Below are 18,654 nucleotides of genomic sequence, written 5' to 3'. Positions count from 1 at the left end.
ACGTGGTGGGCTCGATAGCATCAAGCACCGGCCCCGAGGCGCATCCAGTCCTCGCCCCGCCGGCCGAGCCGCCGGAGGTGCCCATGAGTGCAGAGGCCGCCGATCCGGGCGCTCCCCTTCGCAGGCGGAGCCGCCCCCGGATCGATCTGCGCAGGCTGGGCCGGGTGGCACTGCGCGGCCCGGTCTCCCGCGACCGGCTGCCCGACGCCATCGGCCATGTCGCCGAGGCGCACCGCGCCCACCACCCCGACGCCGACCTGACCATCCTGCACCGGGCCTACGTCCTCGCGGAGTCCTCGCACCGCGGCCAGATGCGCAAGAGCGGCGAGCCGTACATCACGCACCCGCTGGCCGTCACCCTGATCCTCGCCGAGCTCGGCGCCGAGACCACCACCCTCACCGCCTCCCTGCTCCACGACACCGTCGAGGACACGGAAGTGACGCTCGATCAGGTGCGGGAGCAGTTCGGCGACGAGGTCTGCTATCTCGTCGACGGCGTCACCAAACTGGAGAAGGTCGACTACGGCGCCGCCGCCGAACCGGAGACCTTCCGCAAGATGCTCGTCGCCACCGGCAACGACGTCCGGGTCATGTCGATCAAGCTCGCGGACCGGCTGCACAACATGCGCACCCTCGGTGTGATGCGCCCCGAGAAGCAGGCCAGGATCGCCAAGGTCACCCGCGACGTCCTCATCCCGCTCGCCGAGCGGCTCGGCGTGCAGGCGCTCAAGACCGAGCTGGAGGACCTGGTCTTCGCGATCCTGCACCCCGAGGAGTACGAACACACCCGTGCCCTGATCGCCGCCGTGGCGGGCCCGGACGCCCCCCTCGACACCATCGCCGACAACGTACGCCACACCCTGCGCGACGCCGGTATCAGCGCCGAAGTCCTCATCAGGCCACGCCACTTCGTCTCCGTGCACCGGGTCCGCCGGAAACGCGGCGAACTGCGCGGCACCGACTTCGGCCGGCTGCTCGTCCTCGTCACCGAGGACGCCGACTGCTACGCCGTCCTCGGGGAACTGCACACCTGCTTCACCCCGGTGATCTCCGAGTTCAAGGACTTCATCGCCGCCCCCAAGTTCAACCTGTACCAGTCGCTGCACACCGCCGTCGTCGGCCCCGAGGGCGCGGTCGCCGAAGTCCTCATCCGTACGCACCGGATGCACAAGGTCGCCGAGGCGGGCGTCGTCGCGCTGGGCAACCCGTACGCCCAGGACCACGCGGCCGCCCAGCACGCCGAGCCGTCCGACGAGCGCGCCGACCCGACCCGGCCCGGCTGGCTCTCCCGGCTGCTGGACTGGCAGGAGTCCGCCACCGACCCCGACACCTTCTGGACCACCCTGCGCGACGACCTCGCCCAGGACCGCGAGATCACCGTGTTCCGCACCGACGGCGGCACTCTCGGGCTGCCCGCCGGGGCCAGCTGCGTCGACGCCGCCTACGCGCAGTACGGCGACCGGGCCCACACCTCCATCGGCGCCCGGGTCAACGGCCGCCTCGCCACCCTGAGCACCGTCCTCAGCGACGGCGACACCGTGCAGCTGCTGCTCGCCCAGGACACCGCGTCCGGCCCCTCGCCCGACTGGCTCGACCATGTGCGCACCCCCGCCGCCCGGATCGCGATCACCGGCTGGCTCACCGACCACCCCGACGAGGCGAAGCCCACCCCCTCGACGATGACGTCCGTGGGCGCGGGCACACCCGGCCCCGCCGACCCCGTCCCGGAACGCGACGCCCAGGTCACCGCACCGGCGCGCACCCGCTCCGGCCCCCGCGCCACGGGCGTCGTCGTCGAGGGGGCGGGTGGTCCGGTGCGCCTGGCCGGCTGCTGTACGCCGGTGCCCCCCGACGAGCTGACCGGCTTCGTCGTCCGCGGTGGCGCGGTCACCGTGCACCGCCGTGAGTGTCCCGCCGTGGCCGCCATGCAGGAGATCGGCCGTGCCCCGGTCGGGGCCCGCTGGGCGGACGCCGAGGGCCGGGAGTCCGAAGCGGGCTGCCGGGTCACCCTCGTCGCCGAGTCCTTCGGCCGCCCCCGGCTCCTCGCCGACCTCACCGAGGCCATCGCCACCGCCGAGGCGGCGATCGTCTCCGCCACCGTGGAGCCGCCCAGCGAGCAGCGGGTCCGCCACACCTACACCCTCCAGCTCCCCGACGCGGCGGGTCTTCCCGCCCTGATGCGGGCCATGCGCGAGGTCGCCGGGGTTTACGACGTCAGCCGCGCCCAGCACCCGGCACCGGCCGGCTGAACGGCCAGGGGCGGCTGGACGGTCAGGGCCGGCCGAACAGCCACGGGCGGCCGAGAGCGGCCACGGTCCGGGCGTTCTCGTTCGGGTGGTGCGGCGCGCGGCTCCCCTGCCGGGCGGCGCCGCGCTGATAGCGGTAGTCCATGCCGCTCCTGACCCGCCGCCTGCGCGCCGCCCTGCTGGCGACCGCCTCGGCCACCCTCGTCGCCGCCACACTGCCCGCACCCGAGCCCCTGGGCATCGGCGACCGGCTCTTCCCCGAGCTGGGCAACCCCGGCTACGACGTCCTCGCGTACGACATCGCCCTCACGTACCACGGCAGCAACACCGAGCCCCTGGACGCCGTCACCAGGATCAGGGCCCGCACCACCGCCCCGCTCGACCGGATCAACCTCGACTTCGCCCGGGGCACCGTCCGGGACGTCGAGGTCAACGGGCAGAGCGTCGACTTCGGCAGCAAGAACGAGGACCTCGTCCTCCAGGCCCCCCGCCGCCTTCCCGCGGGCGTACCGCTGAACATCACCGTCCGGCACACCAGCGACCCGAGCGGATCCGGCGACGACGGCGGCTGGGTCCGTACCGCCGACGGGCTGGCCATGGCCAACCAGGCCGACGCCGCCCACCGCGTCTTCCCCAGCAACGACCATCCCTCGGACAAGGCGTACTTCACCTTCCGGATCACCGCCCCCGAGAAGCTGACGGCGGTCGCGGGCGGCCTGCCCGTGGGGAAGACCCGGCACGGCTCCACGACCACCTGGACCTATCGCACCGAGCACCCCATGGCCACCGAGCTGGCCCAGGTCTCCATCGGCAGCTCCGCCGTCGCGCACCGCACCGGACCGCACGGGCTGCCGGTGCGCGACGTCGTCCCGGCCGCCGACCGGAAGAAGCTGGAGCCCTGGCTGCGGAAGACCCCGGCCCATCTGACCTGGATGGAGGAGAAGGTCGGCCGCTACCCCTTCGAGACGTACGGGGTGCTCGTCGCCGACAGTCCCATCGGCTTCGCCCTGGAGACCCAGACGCTCTCGCTGTTCGGCAAGTCCTTCTTCACCGAGCCCGGCTACCCGGAGTGGTACGTCGAATCGGTGATGATCCACGAGCTGGCCCACCAGTGGTTCGGCGACAGCGTCTCGCCCGCGAGCTGGTCCGACCTGTGGCTCAACGAAGGACACGCCAGCTGGTACGAGGCCCGGTACGCCGAGGAGAACGGCGGCGGGACCCTGGAGCGGCGGATGCGACAGGCGTACGAGCTCTCCGACGGCTGGCGCGCGGACGGCGGCCCTCCGGCGCACCCGGACGGCCCGGCCCCGGGGCAGAAGCTCAGCCTGTTCCGCCCGGTCATGTACGACGGCAGCGCGCTGGTGCTCTACGCGCTGCGCCAGGAGATCGGCGAGGCCGCCTTCGACCGGCTGGAGCGCACCTGGGTCCGGGTGCACCGGGACTCCACGGCGACCACCGCGGACTTCACGCGGCTCGCCTCCGGCATCGCGGGCCGTGATCTGACCGCCTTCTTCGACGGCTGGCTGTACGGCGAGAAGACCCCGCCGATGCCCGGACACCCGGACTGGAGCAGCGCGAAACCCGCGTGACGGGCCCGGCGGAGCCGTGCCACTATCGACGCGTCGGCACGGCGGACCGCACCGGAGTTCCCGGAAGGGAATCATCCGGGAAGATCACACGTTGTGACTGGCGTAAAGACTTCTATCGACGTAAGGATCCAATGACCTCCTCTTCTTCCCTTCCCCAGGACGCGCAGGACGCGCAGAGCGCCACGGAGAACACCACCGAGAGCCTCACCGAGGCCCGCCGGGCCGACGCCCTGATGGAAGAGGACGTCGCCTGGAGCCACGAGATCGACGGAGCACGGGACGGCGAACAGCTGGACCGCTCCGAGCGTGCCGCGCTGCGACGCGTGGCCGGTCTCTCCACGGAGCTCGAGGACGTCACCGAGGTCGAGTACCGCCAGCTGCGCCTGGAGCGCGTGGTGCTGGTGGGCGTCTGGACCTCGGGGACGGTGCACGACGCGGAGATCTCCCTCGCGGAGCTCGCCGCACTCGCCGAGACGGCGGGCGCCCAGGTGCTCGACGCGGTGTACCAGCGGCGCGACAAGCCCGACCCGGCCACCTACATCGGCTCGGGCAAGGCGTTGGAGCTGCGTGACATCGTGCTCGAATCCGGTGCCGACACCGTCGTCTGCGACGGTGAGCTGAGCCCCGGCCAGCTGATCCACCTGGAAGACGTCGTCAAGGTCAAGGTGGTCGACCGGACCGCCCTGATCCTCGACATCTTCGCCCAGCACGCCAAGTCCCGAGAGGGCAAGGCGCAGGTCTCGCTCGCGCAGATGCAGTACATGCTGCCCAGGCTGCGCGGCTGGGGTCAGTCGCTCTCCCGTCAGATGGGCGGCGGCGGTTCCAGCGGCGGTGGCGGCATGGCCACCCGTGGTCCGGGTGAGACCAAGATCGAGACGGACCGGCGACGGATCCGCGAGAAGATGGCGAAGATGCGCCGGGAGATCGCGGAGATGAAGACCGGCCGCGAGATCAAGCGGCAGGAGCGCAAGCGCAACAAGGTGCCCTCCGTCGCCATCGCGGGATACACCAACGCGGGCAAGTCCTCGCTGCTCAACCGCCTGACCGGGGCCGGAGTCCTGGTGGAGAACGCCCTGTTCGCCACCCTGGACCCGACCGTCCGCCGGGCCGAGACGCCGAGCGGCCGTATCTACACCCTGGCCGACACCGTCGGGTTCGTCCGGCACCTGCCGCACCACCTCGTCGAGGCGTTCCGCTCCACGATGGAGGAGGTCGGCGAGTCCGATCTCATCCTCCATGTGGTGGACGGCTCCCACCCGGTGCCGGAGGAGCAGCTCGCCGCGGTGCGCGAGGTCATCCGGGACGTCGGCGCGGTGAACGTACGAGAGATCGTCGTGATCAACAAGGCGGACGCGGCGGACCCTCTGGTCCTCCAGCGGCTGCTGCGCAACGAGAAGTACGCCATCGCGGTCTCGGCCAGGACCGGCGCCGGCATCGACGAGCTGCTCGCGCTCATCGATGCCGAGCTGCCCCGTCCTTCCGTCGAGATCGAGGTGCTCGTGCCGTACATCCAGGGGGCCCTGGTCTCCCGGGTGCACGCCGAGGGCGAGGTGCTCTCCGAGGAGCACACCGCCGAGGGCACCCTGCTCAAGGCCCAGGTCCACGAGGAGCTGGCCGCCGAGCTCGGGACCTTCGTCCCCGTCGCGCACTGACGGTGGCCCGATCGCACGACAGCCGAAGGCCCGGCCCCCTCTCTTCCGGGATAGGGGGCCGGGCCTTCGTCGTACGGTCGGCGGCCGGGACTACCGGCCGGCGAACTTGTCGCTCATCATCGTGAAGGTGCGCCGGGCGTCCTCACCGAGCTGAGGACCGGCCAGCCAGCCTGAAGTGACCGGGCCGATCGAGGTGTTGGACACCAGCATCGACTTCCCGTCAGGACCGGCGACGAACCAGCCGCCACCGGAGGAGCCGCCGGTCATCGTGCAGCCGATCCGGTACATGGTCGGGGTGCCCGGGGCGATCGAGAGCCGACCGGGACGGTCGACGCACTGGTGCATCAGCAGACCGTCGTACGGCGGACCGGCCGGGTAGCCCCAGGCGCCCATGCCGCTGATCTGCTGGACCTCCGGAGCGTCGAAGGAGACCGGCAGCGCGTTGCCCACCGTCTCCTCCAGGGACTTCGTGCCCTTCTCGGGCTTCACGTGCAGGATCGCGTAGTCGTACGGCGCGCCCGCACCGCCCGTCGGACCGCCGCCGGAGATCCACTCGCCGGAGGACGCGGCCCAGTCCGCCCAGTAGGTGCCGTAGGGGGCGATCTCCTGCGGCTGCGCGGTCCGCAGCTGCGCCGCGTTCTTGCCCTGGTCGTTGTACGAGGGCACGAAGACGATGTTGCGGTACCAGCCGCCGCCCGCGCCCGCGTGCACACAGTGTCCGGCGGTCCACACGAGGTTGGACCGGCCCGGGTTCCTCGGGTCCTTCACGACCGTGCCCGAGCACACCATGGAGCCCTTGGGGGAGTCGAAGAAGACCTTGCCGACCGGAGCGGCGTGCCGGTGGTACGGGGTCTTCTCCGGCTTGGCCTGCACCGGTGCGGGCTCCGGGTCGCTGACGTCCTGGCCCGCGGAGAGGTCGCCGGCCGCCATCGTCTTGGCGGGCTCGTCGGCCGAGGCCATCCGGTCCGGCTTCCACAGGCCCTCGATGACCGGGTTGACGAAGTCCTCGGCCTTGCGGAGCCAGCCGTCCTTGTCCCAGTTCTTCCACCCCCCGTCCTTCCACTTCTCCGGGTCCACACCGTGCTTCTCCAGGGCGTCGCCCAGATCACCGGGCAGGCCGCCGGCGGGGCCCTTGCCGGCCGCCCCGTCGGAGGCGGACGGCTTGGCGGCGGAGGCGGCGTCCTCGTCCGGGCCGCAGGCCGTGGCCGTCAGTGTGAGCGCCGCGACGAGGCCGGTGGCGGCCAGCAGCGGACGTATCGATCGCATGAAGAGATCCCCCTGAACAACTGAGTCGTACGGTGGCGCGCGGGCGCACGATGCGCGGAAGCGCGGTGGTGTGCGGGCGCGGTCGAGCATTCTGTCATGCGCTTGTCATGTCGAACGCCGGAGCCGAACGCCGGAGCCGAACGCCGGAGCCGGGTCCGTTTGCGTCCGTGGCCCCCGGCAGACGACTGCGGGGGCCACGGACGCACACGGACCCGGACGGGCGGGCCCTACTGACCCGCGTACTTCTCACTCACCGCGCGGTAGATGCCCTCGGCCTCCTTGCCGAGCCGCGGACCGGCCAGCCAGCCCGCCGTGACCGGGCCGATCGAGGTGTTCGAGACCAGAGCGGGCTTGCCGTCCTGCCCCGCCGCCACCCAGCCGCCGCCGGAGGAGCCACCGGTCATCGTGCAGCCGATGCGGTACATCGTGGGCTGGCTCCGGAAGACGGAGAGCCGGCCCGGCTTGTCCTTGCACTGGAGCAGCTTCTGACCGTCGTACGGCGGCGCGGCCGGGTAGCCGGTGGCCGTCATGTCGGTGATCTGCGGCACGGCCGGAGCGTTGAACTCCACCGGCAGCGCCGAACCGACCGTCTCCTCCAGCGACTTGCCGCCCGCACCCTTCTCCGGCGTCACGTGCAGCACCGCGAAGTCGTACGGCGCGCCCTGGCCGCCGACCGCGGCGCCCTGCTCGATCCACTGCTCGGAGGTCTGGGCCCACTGGCCCCACCACACACCGTACGGAGCTATCTTCTCCTTGGGCGCGGTCTCCAGCTGGTCCAGCGACAGGCCGTCGTTGTTGTACGCCGGGACGAAGGCGATGTTGCGGTACCAGCCGCCCTTCTTGCCCGCGTGCACACAGTGCCCGGCGGTCCACACCATGTTGGACTTGCCGGGGTTCGCCGGGTCCTTCACCACGGTCGCGGAACAGACCATCGAGCCCTGCGGGCCGTCGAAGAGCAGCTTCCCGGACTCCGGGGCGTTGTCGTGGTACGGCGTCGCGACACCGGCGGCCTGGACCGGGGCCGGCGTCGGATCCGTCACACCGTCGTCGCCCGAGATGTCGTTGTCGACCGGATTCTCCGGGGGCTTGTCGGCCTCCCGCATCCGGTCCGGGTCCCACAGACCGTCGATGATCGGGTTGACGAAGTCCTTGGCCTCACGCAGCCACTTGTCCTTGTCCCAGTTCTTCCACTCACCGTCCCGCCACTTGTCGGGGTCGATGCCGTGTTCCTTGAGACGGTTCTTGAGGTCGTCCGGAATCGTGACCTTGCCGTCGGAGGACTGTTCGGCGGAGGCGCTGGGCGTGGGGCCCGCGTTGTCCTCCTCCGGGCCGCACGCGGTGGCGGTGAGCGCCAGCACGGCGGCGACGGCGGTCGCGGCGAGCGCGGAGGAGGGCATGCGCCGTGCGCGCCTCCCGCGCCGTGCGGTATCGGTCGGGCGAATGGGTCGCATGTCGTGATCCCCCTGGGACTTCGTCACTCGGTACTCGTGCTGCGTTCGGACACTTCGGGCGCCGGAGCGGGTGCTTCCGCGCCGCTGTGCGGCCCCCACTATGCCGGTGCCGATGGTGACGGTACGCGGCAGGTCCGCGGTTCCGTCGCCGCGAGGATGTTCCGATTTACCCGTGATCCATCGCGGACGGCGTCGTTGGTTCGTACGGGGGACACCAGGACAGCGTTCACGCCCTTGGTGCGTCCGCGCGAAAACGTACCGACGTGCAACGCAACTGTTACCGCAGGAGGATCAAGAGCCGTGTCCGTGACCGAACCCGCACCGGTGGCGCCGCCCTCCGCGCACGAGGGCATCCTCCGCCGCCAGTCCCTGCGCGAATCGGCGGCCCGCACCTACGCACGGTCCCTGCCGATCGTCCCGGTGCGCGCCCGCGGGCTCACCATCGAGGGCGCGGACGGACGGCGCTATCTGGACTGTCTGTCGGGGGCGGGCACCCTGGCGCTCGGGCACAACCACCCCGTCGTGCTCGAAGCCATCCGAAAGGTCATCGACTCCGGCGCCCCGCTGCACGTGCTGGACCTCGCCACCCCGGTCAAGGACGCCTTCACCACCGAGCTGTTCGCCACCCTGCCGCGGCAGTTCGCCGACAACGCTCGCATCCAGTTCTGCGGCCCCGCCGGCACGGACGCCGTCGAGGCCGCGTTCAAACTGGTCCGCGCCGCCACCGGCCGCACCGGCCTGCTGACCTTCACCGGCGCCTACCACGGCATGACCGCCGGCGCCCTGGAGGCCTCCGGCGGAGCCACCGACGTACGGGTCACCCGGCTGCCCTTCCCACAGGACTACCGCTGCCCGTTCGGGACCGGCGGCGAGCACGGCGCGGCGCTCGCCGCCCGCTGGACCGAACACCTCCTGGACGACCACAAGGGCGGAGTGCCGGCCCCGGCCGGGATGATCGTGGAGCCGGTCCAGGGCGAGGGCGGCGTCAACCCGGCCCCGGACGCCTGGCTGCGCCGCATGCGCCGGATCACCGCGGACCGCTCCATCCCGCTCATCGCCGACGAGGTGCAGACCGGGGTCGGCAGGACCGGCACGTTCTGGGCCGTCGAGCACAGCGGGATCGTGCCCGACGTCATGGTCCTCTCCAAGGCGATCGGCGGCTCCCTGCCCCTCGCGGTGATCGTCTACCGCGCTGAGCTGGATCTTTGGCAGCCGGGCGCGCACGCGGGTACGTTTCGTGGCAACCAGCTCGCCATGGCGGCGGGCGCGGCCACGCTCGCGTACGTCAGGGAGAATCAACTGGCGGACCGCGCGGCGGTCCTGGGAGCCCGGATGCTCGCCCGCCTGAGGGAACTGAGGGCGCATCACCCGGGCATCGGTGACGTACGGGGGCGGGGACTGATGATCGGCCTGGAGCTGGTGGATCCCGAGCGCGCGCCCCTGCCCGCCGAAGCCGGCGACCCCGCCCCGGCCCCGCCGCCCGACCCGGCCCTCGCCCTCGCCGTCCAGCAGGAATGCCTGCGGCGCGGCCTCATCGTCGAACTGGGCGGCCGGCACGACGCCGTGGTCCGCCTCCTGCCGCCCCTCACCCTCACCGACGAGCAGGCGAGTGCCGTCGTCGACCGTCTCGCCGACGCGCTGGCAGCCGCGACACGCTCCCGGCACCGTCGGACCACCGCCGGGCCGACCACCTGAACCCGGAATCCCCACAAGGAAGAACGCCGTGAACCCCACCCCCGCGTCCGAGGCCGACGGCCCCGGTACCCCCCAGCTCCGAGGGCAGGACGGACCGGCCGCCCCCGGCACGGTCGAGGCGACGACGGTGCCCCGCCAGAAAACCCCGCGTGATCCCAACGCCGCCGCGTACGCGCCCGGTCCGGACCTGGTGGATCAAGGTCCGAGGCCCGACGCGCTCGACGACCCGGACCCGGTGCGGGCCGCCGACGCGGCGGGCACGGAGAGCCTGCTGCGCTGCTGGACCCGGGAGACCGACCTGCCCCGCCCCGAAGGCGACACCCTGCGCATCGCCTTCCCCGCCAGCGGCACCGCCCTCCTCGTCCCCGTGCGCTACTGGTCCGCCACCGGAGCCCACCGCTTCGGCGCGCCCGTCCTGGAGAACGCCCCCGCCGACGCCCCGCCCGCCGACGCCGCCACCGTCGCCGTCCTCATCGGCCGCGAGGGCGGCGAGAGCGGCGCGGGCGATCTGGTCGGCCGGGTCGCCGACTCCGTGCGCCACACCGCCGTCTTCATCGAGCAGCGCCGGCGCAGCCCGGCGGACCCCGCCGGGGCCGATCTCTTCCTCACCGCCGAACAGGCCCTGCTGCTCGGCCACCCGCTCCACCCCACGCCCAAGAGCCGCGAGGGCCTCTCCGAATCGGAGGCCCGCCGCTATTCGCCCGAGCTCCACGGCTCCTTCCCGCTCCACTGGTTCGCCGTCGACCGGTCGCTGACCGCCACCGACTCCGCCTGGACCGAGGGCGCTCCGGCCACCGCCGAGGAGCTGCTCGCCCCGCACGCCGAAGGGCTGACCCTGCCGCCGGGCACCGTCGCCGTCCCCGTACACCCCTGGCAGGCCGCCGATCTGCTGCACCGCCCCGGGGTCCAGGCCCTCGCCGCCACCGGCCTGCTCCACGACCTCGGCCCGCACGGCGAGCACTGGCACCCCACCTCCTCCATCCGCACCGTCCACCGGCCCGGCGCGCGGGTGATGCTCAAGCTCTCCCTCGGCGTACGCATCACCAACTCCCGCCGCGAGAACCTCCGCAAGGAGCTGCACCGGGGCGTCGAGGTCCACCGCCTCCTGTCGACCGGACTCGCCGAGCAGTGGCAGCGGGAGCACCCCGGCTTCGACATCGTCCGGGACCCCGCCTGGCTCGCCGTCGACGACCCGGAGGGCGCACCGGTCACCGGGCTCGACGTGGTGCTCCGCCACAACCCCTTCGGCCCGGGCGACGACGCCGCCTGCATCGCGGGACTCACCGCCGAGCGCCCCCGGCCCGGCAGTCCCGGCATGCGCTCCCGGCTCGCCGAGGCCGTCTCCTGGCTGGCCGCCCGCACCGGCCGCTCCACCACCGCCGTCTCCGCCGAATGGTTCCGGCGCTATCTGCACCACGTCGTGCGCCCCGTGCTCTGGCTCGACGCCCACGGCGGCGTCGCGCTCGAAGCCCACCAGCAGAACACCCTCGTGCTGCTCGACCCGGACGGCTGGCCCGTCGGCGGCCGCTACCGGGACAACCAGGGCTACTACTTCCGTGACTCCCGCCGCGCCGAGCTGGAACAGCGCCTTCCCGGCATCGGCACCGTCAGCGACACCTTCGTCTCCGACCCCGTCACCGACGAGCGGTTCGCCTACTACCTCGGCATCAACAACGTCCTCGGCCTGATCGGGGCGTTCGGGGCCCAGCGCCTGGCCGACGAACAGGAACTCCTCACCGTCCTGCGCCACTTCCTCACGGAGTCCGCGGAACTGGGCTCGCCCCTGCCCGCGTATCTCCTGGAGAACCGCCAACTGCGTTGCAAGGCGAACCTGCTGACCCGGCTGCACGGCCTCGACGAGCTGGTCGGGCCGGTCGACACCCAGTCCGTCTACGTCACCATCGCCAACCCGCTGCACAGCTGAGCACCCGCACCAGGCAGACTCCGAGCGCACCCGTTCCGGAGCAGCCCACCGACCGCACCCGGTCCAGAGAGGAGAGCGCCACCGTGCCTCCCGCCGACGCCTCAGCGGAACCCGACGCCTCAGCGGAACCCGATGCCGGCTTGGCCGACCCCGGCTTGGCCGAGCGGTCCGGCAGCGGTGCGGGTGAGCGTAACGCCGTCGAGGACACCCTCGACCTGAAGCTCACCGAGGAGCTCCTCGCGCTGATCGCCGAGGAGCGGAACACCGGGGCGGACCGGGCGAGGGTCCCCCAGGAGCTGCTGGGCGACCCGGGGACCTGGCCGCCCGCGGCCACGGCTGCGGGGGAGTTCGCGCTGCTGCCCGTCCGGCCGGAGCGCGATCTTCCCGTCCTCAGCCGCTGGATGAACGACCCCGCCGTGGCGGCCTTCTGGGAACTCGCCGGACCGGAGTCCGTCACCGCCGACCACCTCAGGCCCCAGCTCGAAGGGGACGGACGCAGCATCCCCTGCCTCGGCGTGCTCGACGGCACGCCCATGAGCTACTGGGAGATCTACCGCGCCGACCTCGACCCGCTGGCCCGCCACTACCCGGCCCGCCCGCACGACACCGGCATCCACCTCCTCATCGGGGGCGTGAACAGCCGTGGCCGGGGCGTGGGCACCACCCTGATCCGCGCCGTCACCGGCCTCGTCCTGGACAACCTTCCGCGGTGCGGGCGGGTCGTCGCCGAGCCCGACCTGCGCAACACCCCGTCCGTATCCGCGTTCCTCAGCGCCGGTTTCCGCTTCTCCGCCGAAGTGGATCTCCCCGACAAACGCGCCGCGCTGATGATCCGCGACCGAACGTACCGAGCTCAGCTGTGACTTACTCGCCGCACTTTCCACACCGCTCGAACCTCATAGGTTCCATCCGGAGGAGTCCCCGTGCCGACATATCCCGCGAGCCGTGATTCAGCCGAGTCCCCGCAGCTGTTCAGCCCTCCGGAGCTGGACCGGCAGATCTGGGACCGGGCCGCAGCACGGCTCCTCGCCAAGATGCTCGGCGAGTTCGCCTACGAGAAGATCATCGAGCCGGTCCCGGGGCCCGGGAGCGACGGGCTCCACCGGCTGACCCTCGACGACGGGGGCATGCTCGCCTTCACCGCCCGGCGCGGCGTCTACGGCAGCTGGCGCGTCGACCCCGACTCGATCGAGACCACCGCGCAGCCCCCGGCCGCCCGCACCGACGGCACACCGGCCGCCTCGCCCACCGACGCGCAGTCCAACGGCTCACCGGCCACCACCGGATCCGTCGACGCACCGTCCAACGGCTCCGCCTCCGCCGCCGGATCCCGGCCGTTCCGCGACCCGCTGACGTTCCTCGTCCGGGCCCGCGAGCTCCTCGGTCTCGACGGCACGACGCTCGGCCACCTCATCCGCGAGCTGACCCGGACCCTGTCCGCCGACGCCCGGCTCGACCACACCGCACTCACCGCGGACCGGCTCGCCGCCCTGGACTACGCGGAGCTGGAGGGTCACCAGACCGGCCACCCCTGGCTGGTGGCGAGCAAGGGGCGGCTCGGCTTCTCCGCCGCCGACGCCGCCCGCTTCACCCCCGAGACCCGCAGCCCGCTCCGGCTGCCCTGGATCGCGGTCAGCACCCGCATCGCTCAGTACCGGGGCGTCGGCCGTCTCACCACCCCCGACCAGCTGTACGCCGGTGAGCTCGACGGGGACGTCCAGGACGCCTTCGCCGAAGAGCTGCGGAGCCGGGGACACGACCCGCGGGACTACCTCTACCTCCCCGTGCACCCCTGGCAGTGGGACGAGTGGATCGTGCCGCTCTTCGCCCCGGCCATCGCCGACGGCGACATCGTGGCCCTGCACACCGACGGCGACGCGCGCCTCCCGCAGCAGTCCATCCGCACCTTCGCCAACGTGGAACGGCCCGAGCGGCACACCGTGAAGCTCCCGCTCTCCATCCTCAACACCCTGGTCTGGCGCGGCCTGCCGACCGAACGGACCCTCGCCGCGCCCGCGGTCACCGCCTGGGTGCAGGGCCTGTGCGAGGACGACCCGTTCCTGCGCGACACCTGCCGGGTCGTCCTCCTCGGCGAGGTCGCCTCCGTCGCCGTGGAACATCCGCTGTACGACCACCTCCCCGAAGCGCCCTACCAGTACAAGGAACTCCTCGGCGCGATCTGGCGGGAGCCCCTGCCGCCCCGCCTCGCGCCGGGCGAGCGCGCCCGCACGCTCGCCTCGCTCCTTCATACGGACCCGGCGGGCCGCGCGTTCACCGCCGAGCTGGTCGAACGCTCCGGCCTCTCCCCGGAGACCTGGCTGAAGCGGCTCTTCGCCGCGCTCCTGCCGCCCCTGCTGCACTTCCTCTACCGCTACGGCACCGTCTTCTCCCCGCACGGCGAGAACGCCATCGTCGTGTTCGACGAGAACGACGTGCCCGTACGGCTCGCGATCAAGGACTTCGTCGACGACGTCAACATCAGCGCCCACCCGCTGCCGGAGCACGACGCCATGCCCGAGGAGGTGCGCGCCGTCCTCCTCACCGAGGAGCCGTCCTTCCTCACCCAGTTCATCCACTCCGGACTCTTCGTGGGCGTCTTCCGCTATCTGTCCCCGCTGTACGAGGAGCAGCTCGGCGTCTCCGAGGACACCTTCTGGTCACTCGTCCGGGCGGAGATCGTGCGCCACCACGCACGCTTCCCGGAGCTGAAGGAGCGGTTCGAGCTGTTCGACATGCTCACTCCGGAGATCGAACGCCTCTGTCTGAACCGCAACCGCCTGCATGTCGACGGCTATCGGGACCGGGCCAGCCGCCCGCACGCGGCGATCCACGGCACGGTCCCCAACCCGTTGCATCCCTCCGCCAGGGTCCGGGAGTGACCGCCGTTGTCAGTGGTGCGCCGTAGGGTGGTCGGGCTATGACGAAGCCATCCCTCCCCGAGCTCCTGCACGCCGCCGTCACCGCCGTCGGCGGTACGGAAAGGCCCGGCCAGGTCACCATGGCCGAAGCCGTCGCCGAGGCCGTCGCCGACCAATCCCATCTGCTCGTCCAGGCCGGCACCGGTACGGGCAAGTCGCTCGGCTATCTGGTGCCGGCCCTGGCGCACGGGGAGCGGGTCGTCGTGGCCACGGCCACCCTCGCCCTCCAGCGCCAGCTCGTGGAGCGAGACCTTCCGCGTACGGTCGACTCGCTGCATCCGCTGCTGCGCCGGCGTCCGCAGTTCGCCATGCTCAAGGGCCGGTCGAACTACCTCTGTCTGCACCGGCTCCACGAAGGGGTTCCGCAGGACGAGGAGGAGGGGCTCTTCGACCAGTTCGAGGCGGCGGCCCCGTCCAGCAAGCTGGGGCAGGACCTGCTGCGGCTGCGGGACTGGTCGGACGAGACGGAGACGGGCGACCGGGACGATCTGACCCCCGGCGTCTCGGACCGGGCCTGGGCGCAGATCTCGGTCTCCTCGCGTGAGTGCCTGGGCGCGACGAAGTGCGCGTACGGCGCGGAGTGCTTCGCCGAGGCGGCCCGCGAGCGCGCGAAGCTCGCGGACGTGGTCGTCACCAACCACGCACTGCTCGCGATCGACGCCATCGAGGGCGCGCCGGTGCTGCCCTCGCACGAGGTGCTGATCGTCGACGAGGCCCATGAGCTGGTCTCCCGGGTCACCGGCGTCGCCACCGGTGAGCTCACCCCCGCCCAGGTCAACCGCGCGGTCCGCCGTGCGGCGAAGCTGGTCAACGAGAAGGCGGCCGACGCCCTCCAGACCGCGGCGGAGGGCTTCGAGCGGGTCATGGAGCTGGCGCTCCCCGGACGGCTCGAAGAGGTCCCCGAGGACCTCGGATACGCGCTGATGGCGCTGCGCGACGCGGCGCGCACGGTGATCTCCGCCATCGGCGCCACCCGGGACAAGTCGGTCGAGGACGAGAACGCCGTACGCAAGCAGGCCCTCGCCTCGGTCGAGACGATCCACGGCGTCGCCGAGCGCATCACCCAGGGCTCCGAGTACGACGTCGTCTGGTACGAGCAGCACGACCGGTTCGGAGCCTCCGTGCGGGTCGCCCCGCTCTCCGTCTCCGGGCTGCTGCGCGAGAAGCTCTTCGCCGAGCGGTCCGTGGTGCTGACCTCGGCCACCCTCAAGCTCGGCGGGGACTTCAACGGCGTGGGCGCGTCCCTCGGGCTGGCCCCTGAGGGCACGGCGGGCGAGGACGTCCCGCAGTGGAAGGGGCTGGACGTCGGCTCCCCGTTCGACTATCCGAAGCAGGGCATCCTCTATGTCGCCCGGCACCTGAACACCCCGGGGCGCGAGGGGTCGCGTACGGACATGCTGGACGAGCTCGCCGAGCTGGTGGAGGCGGCCGGCGGCCGCACGCTGGGGCTGTTCTCCTCGATGCGGGGAGCGAAGGCGGCCGCCGAGGAGCTGCGGGGCCGCCTGGACAAGCCGATCCTGCTCCAGGGCGAGGAGACGCTCGGCGAGCTGATCAAGAACTTCGCGGCCGACCCGGAGACCTGCCTCTTCGGCACCCTGTCGCTCTGGCAGGGCGTCGACGTCCCGGGGCCGAGCTGTCAGCTGGTGGTGATGGACCGGATCCCGTTCCCGCGGCCCGACGATCCGCTGATGAGCGCCCGGCAGAAGGCGGTCGAGGAGGCCGGCGGCAACGGCTTCATGGCGGTGGCGGCGACGCATGCCGCTCTGCTGATGGCCCAGGGCGCGGGCCGGCTGGTCCGGGCCACGGGCGACAAGGGCGTCGTCGCCGTGCTGGACCCGAGGCTGGCCAACGCGCGGTACGGAAGCTATCTGCGCGCCTCGCTGCCGGACTTCTGGTACACCACGGACCGGAACCAGGCGCGCCGCTCACTGGCCGCCATCGATGCCAAGGCCAAGGCGGACGGGGCGTAGACGGAGGGGGCCCGGGGCAAGGCAATGCCCCGGGACCGACGTCATGATCGACGTCCTAGGCAGAGATCCCGGGGCGGACGAGCCGTGACCGACGCTTCCGTCTCCTCAGACGCGGCGCAGCACCGCCACCACCTTGCCCAGGATGGTCGCCTCGTCGCCGGGGATCGGCTGGTACGCGGCGTTGTGAGGGAGCAGCCATACGTGACCGTCCTCCCGGCGGAAGCGCTTGACCGTCGCCTCGCCGTCGAGCATGGCGGCGACGATGTCACCGTTCTCCGCGACGGGCTGGCGGCGGACGGTGACCCAGTCGCCGTCACAGATCGCGGCCTCGATCATCGAGTCGCCGACGACCTTCAGAACGAACAGCTCACCGTCGCCGACGAGCTGGCGGGGGAGCGGGAAGACGTCCTCGACGGACTCCTCCGCGAGGATCGGGCCACCGGCGGCGATCCGGCCCACCAGCGGCACATAGGACGCGGCGGGCTTGCCCGTGGTGTCGGTCGGCTGGGTGCTGGGCTGGTCGGATCCGCGCACCTCGTAGGCCCGGGGCCGGTGCGGGTCCCGGCGCAGGAAGCCCTTGCGCTCCAGCGCCATCAGCTGATGGGCGACGGACGAGGTGCTGGACAGGCCCACCGCCTGACCGATCTCCCGCATGGAGGGCGGGTATCCCCGCCGCTGCACGGAGTCGCGGATGACCTCGATGACCCGCCGCTGCCGGTCGGTGAGCCCCGAGCTGTCCGCCCGGATGCCCGGAGGCCTGCCGGGCATGGATCGTCCCGGGCGTGCGGGCTCGGGCCCGTCCGTGTTCGTGACTGAGTCATTCATGGCATGCACCGGCTCAAGTCGGCTCTGGGAGCGATGGTCCCGGGCGGTGATGGTGGCACTGTCTGCGGTGGTGGTCACGTCGGCCCCTCTCGAATGTTCTCCCTAGCTGGACAACGGTAGTAGCTTTCGAAAGGTTGCGCCAAACACACGTTCGAGTGAAAAACGAATAAAGGGGTGTCGCGGTGCTACCGACAGGTGTATGAGCGGCAGTTCGGGGGGCGCGCACGGCCTCCGCGGAGGCGCTGTCGCGCTCCCGGCCCAAGTCTTTCATCCGGACCTGTGCGCCGGAGCCCCGGCGGCTCGGCGGCCACGCGTTTCCCGTACCCTCTTCTCTGGCCCACGCTCCCCCCCCGGGCGGCCTCGAAACGAGGTCCGGCGCGCGACACGCGATAGGGCCGAAAACGCGACTCAACCCTAGATCTAGTGGTTGGATTGCTCCAGTCACCCAGAAGTTGTGGTCTCGGTTCAACCGCGCCGTGGTCATCGCCTATGCTGGGGACTGCTTCCAGGGGCCGGAAACGGCCCTGAAGAGGCTATTCAGTCGTGCGTGTGAAGGAGGGTTGGGAGCCATGCACTGCCCCTTCTGCAGGCACCCCGACAGCAGGGTCGTCGACAGTCGCACCACCGACGACGGGACGTCGATCCGTCGCCGTCGGCAGTGCCCCGACTGCTCCCGCCGTTTCACCACGGTGGAGACCTGCTCGCTGATGGTGGTCAAGCGCAGCGGCGTGACCGAACCCTTCAGCCGCACCAAGGTCATCTCCGGCGTCCGCAAGGCCTGCCAGGGGCGACCCGTCACGGAGGACGCACTCGCCAAGCTCGGCCAGCGGGTCGAGGAGGCGGTGCGCGCCACCGGCAGCGCCGAGCTGACCACCCACGACGTGGGCCTGGCCATCCTCGGCCCCCTGCAGGAACTCGACCTCGTCGCGTACCTGCGCTTCGCGTCCGTGTACCGGGCGTTCGATTCCCTGGAAGACTTCGAGGCCGCCATCGTGGAACTGCGTGAGCAGCGGCCTTCCACCGAGGACTGCGGGAGCGGCGAGACCCTTGAGGTCCCCGCGCCCGCCATCGCCGCCGACTGAGAGCGGTACCCGCCCGGGACGCCAGTGCCCGCAGAC

Annotated in this window: 12 protein-coding genes; 9 read left to right on the top strand and 3 right to left on the bottom strand. The window is 71.9% G+C overall.

All coding sequences use genetic code 11. The features are described from left to right. Positions 1–83: 83 nt before the first annotated feature. From AC0VY3_RS25370 to hflX, 3 genes are all read left to right on the top strand, one after another. A complete protein-coding gene (locus AC0VY3_RS25370; RefSeq protein ID WP_103512821.1) occupies positions 84–2,249 on the top strand; it encodes a RelA/SpoT family protein in 2,166 nt (721 codons plus the stop codon). 140 nt (positions 2,250–2,389) lie between these two features. Continuing rightward, positions 2,390–3,835: a M1 family metallopeptidase gene (locus AC0VY3_RS25365; protein ID WP_103512822.1), complete on the top strand. Its 1,446-nt coding sequence runs from the start codon at positions 2,390–2,392 to the stop codon at positions 3,833–3,835. 131 nt (positions 3,836–3,966) lie between these two features. Further along, complete coding sequence (gene hflX, locus AC0VY3_RS25360) at positions 3,967–5,487, top strand: GTPase HflX (RefSeq protein ID WP_103512823.1); 1,521 nt, start codon at positions 3,967–3,969, stop codon at positions 5,485–5,487. A gap of 90 nt (positions 5,488–5,577) precedes the next feature. Here the strand turns inward: hflX and AC0VY3_RS25355 are convergent, their stop codons facing one another. Beyond that, positions 5,578–6,753, bottom strand: a complete 1,176-nt coding sequence (locus tag AC0VY3_RS25355) for a trypsin-like serine peptidase (protein ID WP_103512824.1) — start codon at positions 6,751–6,753, stop codon at positions 5,578–5,580. A gap of 227 nt (positions 6,754–6,980) precedes the next feature. Next, the gene (locus AC0VY3_RS25350; protein ID WP_103512825.1) at positions 6,981–8,150 is read right to left on the bottom strand and encodes a trypsin-like serine peptidase; all 1,170 of its coding nucleotides are present in this window, start codon (positions 8,148–8,150) and stop codon (positions 6,981–6,983) included. Positions 8,151–8,504: 354 nt separating this feature from the next. Here AC0VY3_RS25350 and AC0VY3_RS25345 point away from each other — a divergent pair, with 354 nt between their 5' ends. The 5 genes from AC0VY3_RS25345 to AC0VY3_RS25325 all read left to right on the top strand — a co-directional run bounded on the left by AC0VY3_RS25345 (position 8,505) and on the right by AC0VY3_RS25325 (position 16,711). Continuing rightward, the gene (locus tag AC0VY3_RS25345; protein ID WP_475550678.1) at positions 8,505–9,899 is read left to right on the top strand and encodes a diaminobutyrate--2-oxoglutarate transaminase family protein; all 1,395 of its coding nucleotides are present in this window, start codon (positions 8,505–8,507) and stop codon (positions 9,897–9,899) included. 28 nt (positions 9,900–9,927) lie between these two features. Beyond that, the gene (locus AC0VY3_RS25340; RefSeq protein WP_475550677.1) at positions 9,928–11,823 is read left to right on the top strand and encodes an IucA/IucC family protein; all 1,896 of its coding nucleotides are present in this window, start codon (positions 9,928–9,930) and stop codon (positions 11,821–11,823) included. An 83-nt stretch (positions 11,824–11,906) separates the two neighbouring features. Beyond that, entirely contained in the window at positions 11,907–12,686 is a 780-nt protein-coding gene (locus tag AC0VY3_RS25335; protein ID WP_103512828.1) for a GNAT family N-acetyltransferase, read from the top strand. 60 nt (positions 12,687–12,746) lie between these two features. After that, positions 12,747–14,702, top strand: coding sequence for an IucA/IucC family protein (locus AC0VY3_RS25330; RefSeq protein ID WP_103512829.1), 1,956 nt, complete (start codon positions 12,747–12,749; stop codon positions 14,700–14,702). A gap of 38 nt (positions 14,703–14,740) precedes the next feature. Beyond that, the gene (locus AC0VY3_RS25325) at positions 14,741–16,711 is read left to right on the top strand and encodes an ATP-dependent DNA helicase (RefSeq protein WP_103512830.1); all 1,971 of its coding nucleotides are present in this window, start codon (positions 14,741–14,743) and stop codon (positions 16,709–16,711) included. 105 nt (positions 16,712–16,816) lie between these two features. Here the strand turns inward: AC0VY3_RS25325 and lexA are convergent, their stop codons facing one another. Next, entirely contained in the window at positions 16,817–17,614 is a 798-nt protein-coding gene (gene lexA / locus AC0VY3_RS25320) for a transcriptional repressor LexA (RefSeq protein ID WP_010072358.1), read from the bottom strand. A 491-nt stretch (positions 17,615–18,105) separates the two neighbouring features. On the opposite strand from lexA, the gene nrdR reads away from it, so the two are divergent. Continuing rightward, positions 18,106–18,618, top strand: coding sequence for a transcriptional regulator NrdR (nrdR, locus tag AC0VY3_RS25315; protein ID WP_030633345.1), 513 nt, complete (start codon positions 18,106–18,108; stop codon positions 18,616–18,618). Positions 18,619–18,654: the final 36 nt, after the last annotated feature.

The sequence above is a fragment of the Streptomyces sp. iso_384 genome (assembly GCF_056172905.1).
This window is presented reverse-complemented; position numbering and strand designations above follow the sequence as displayed.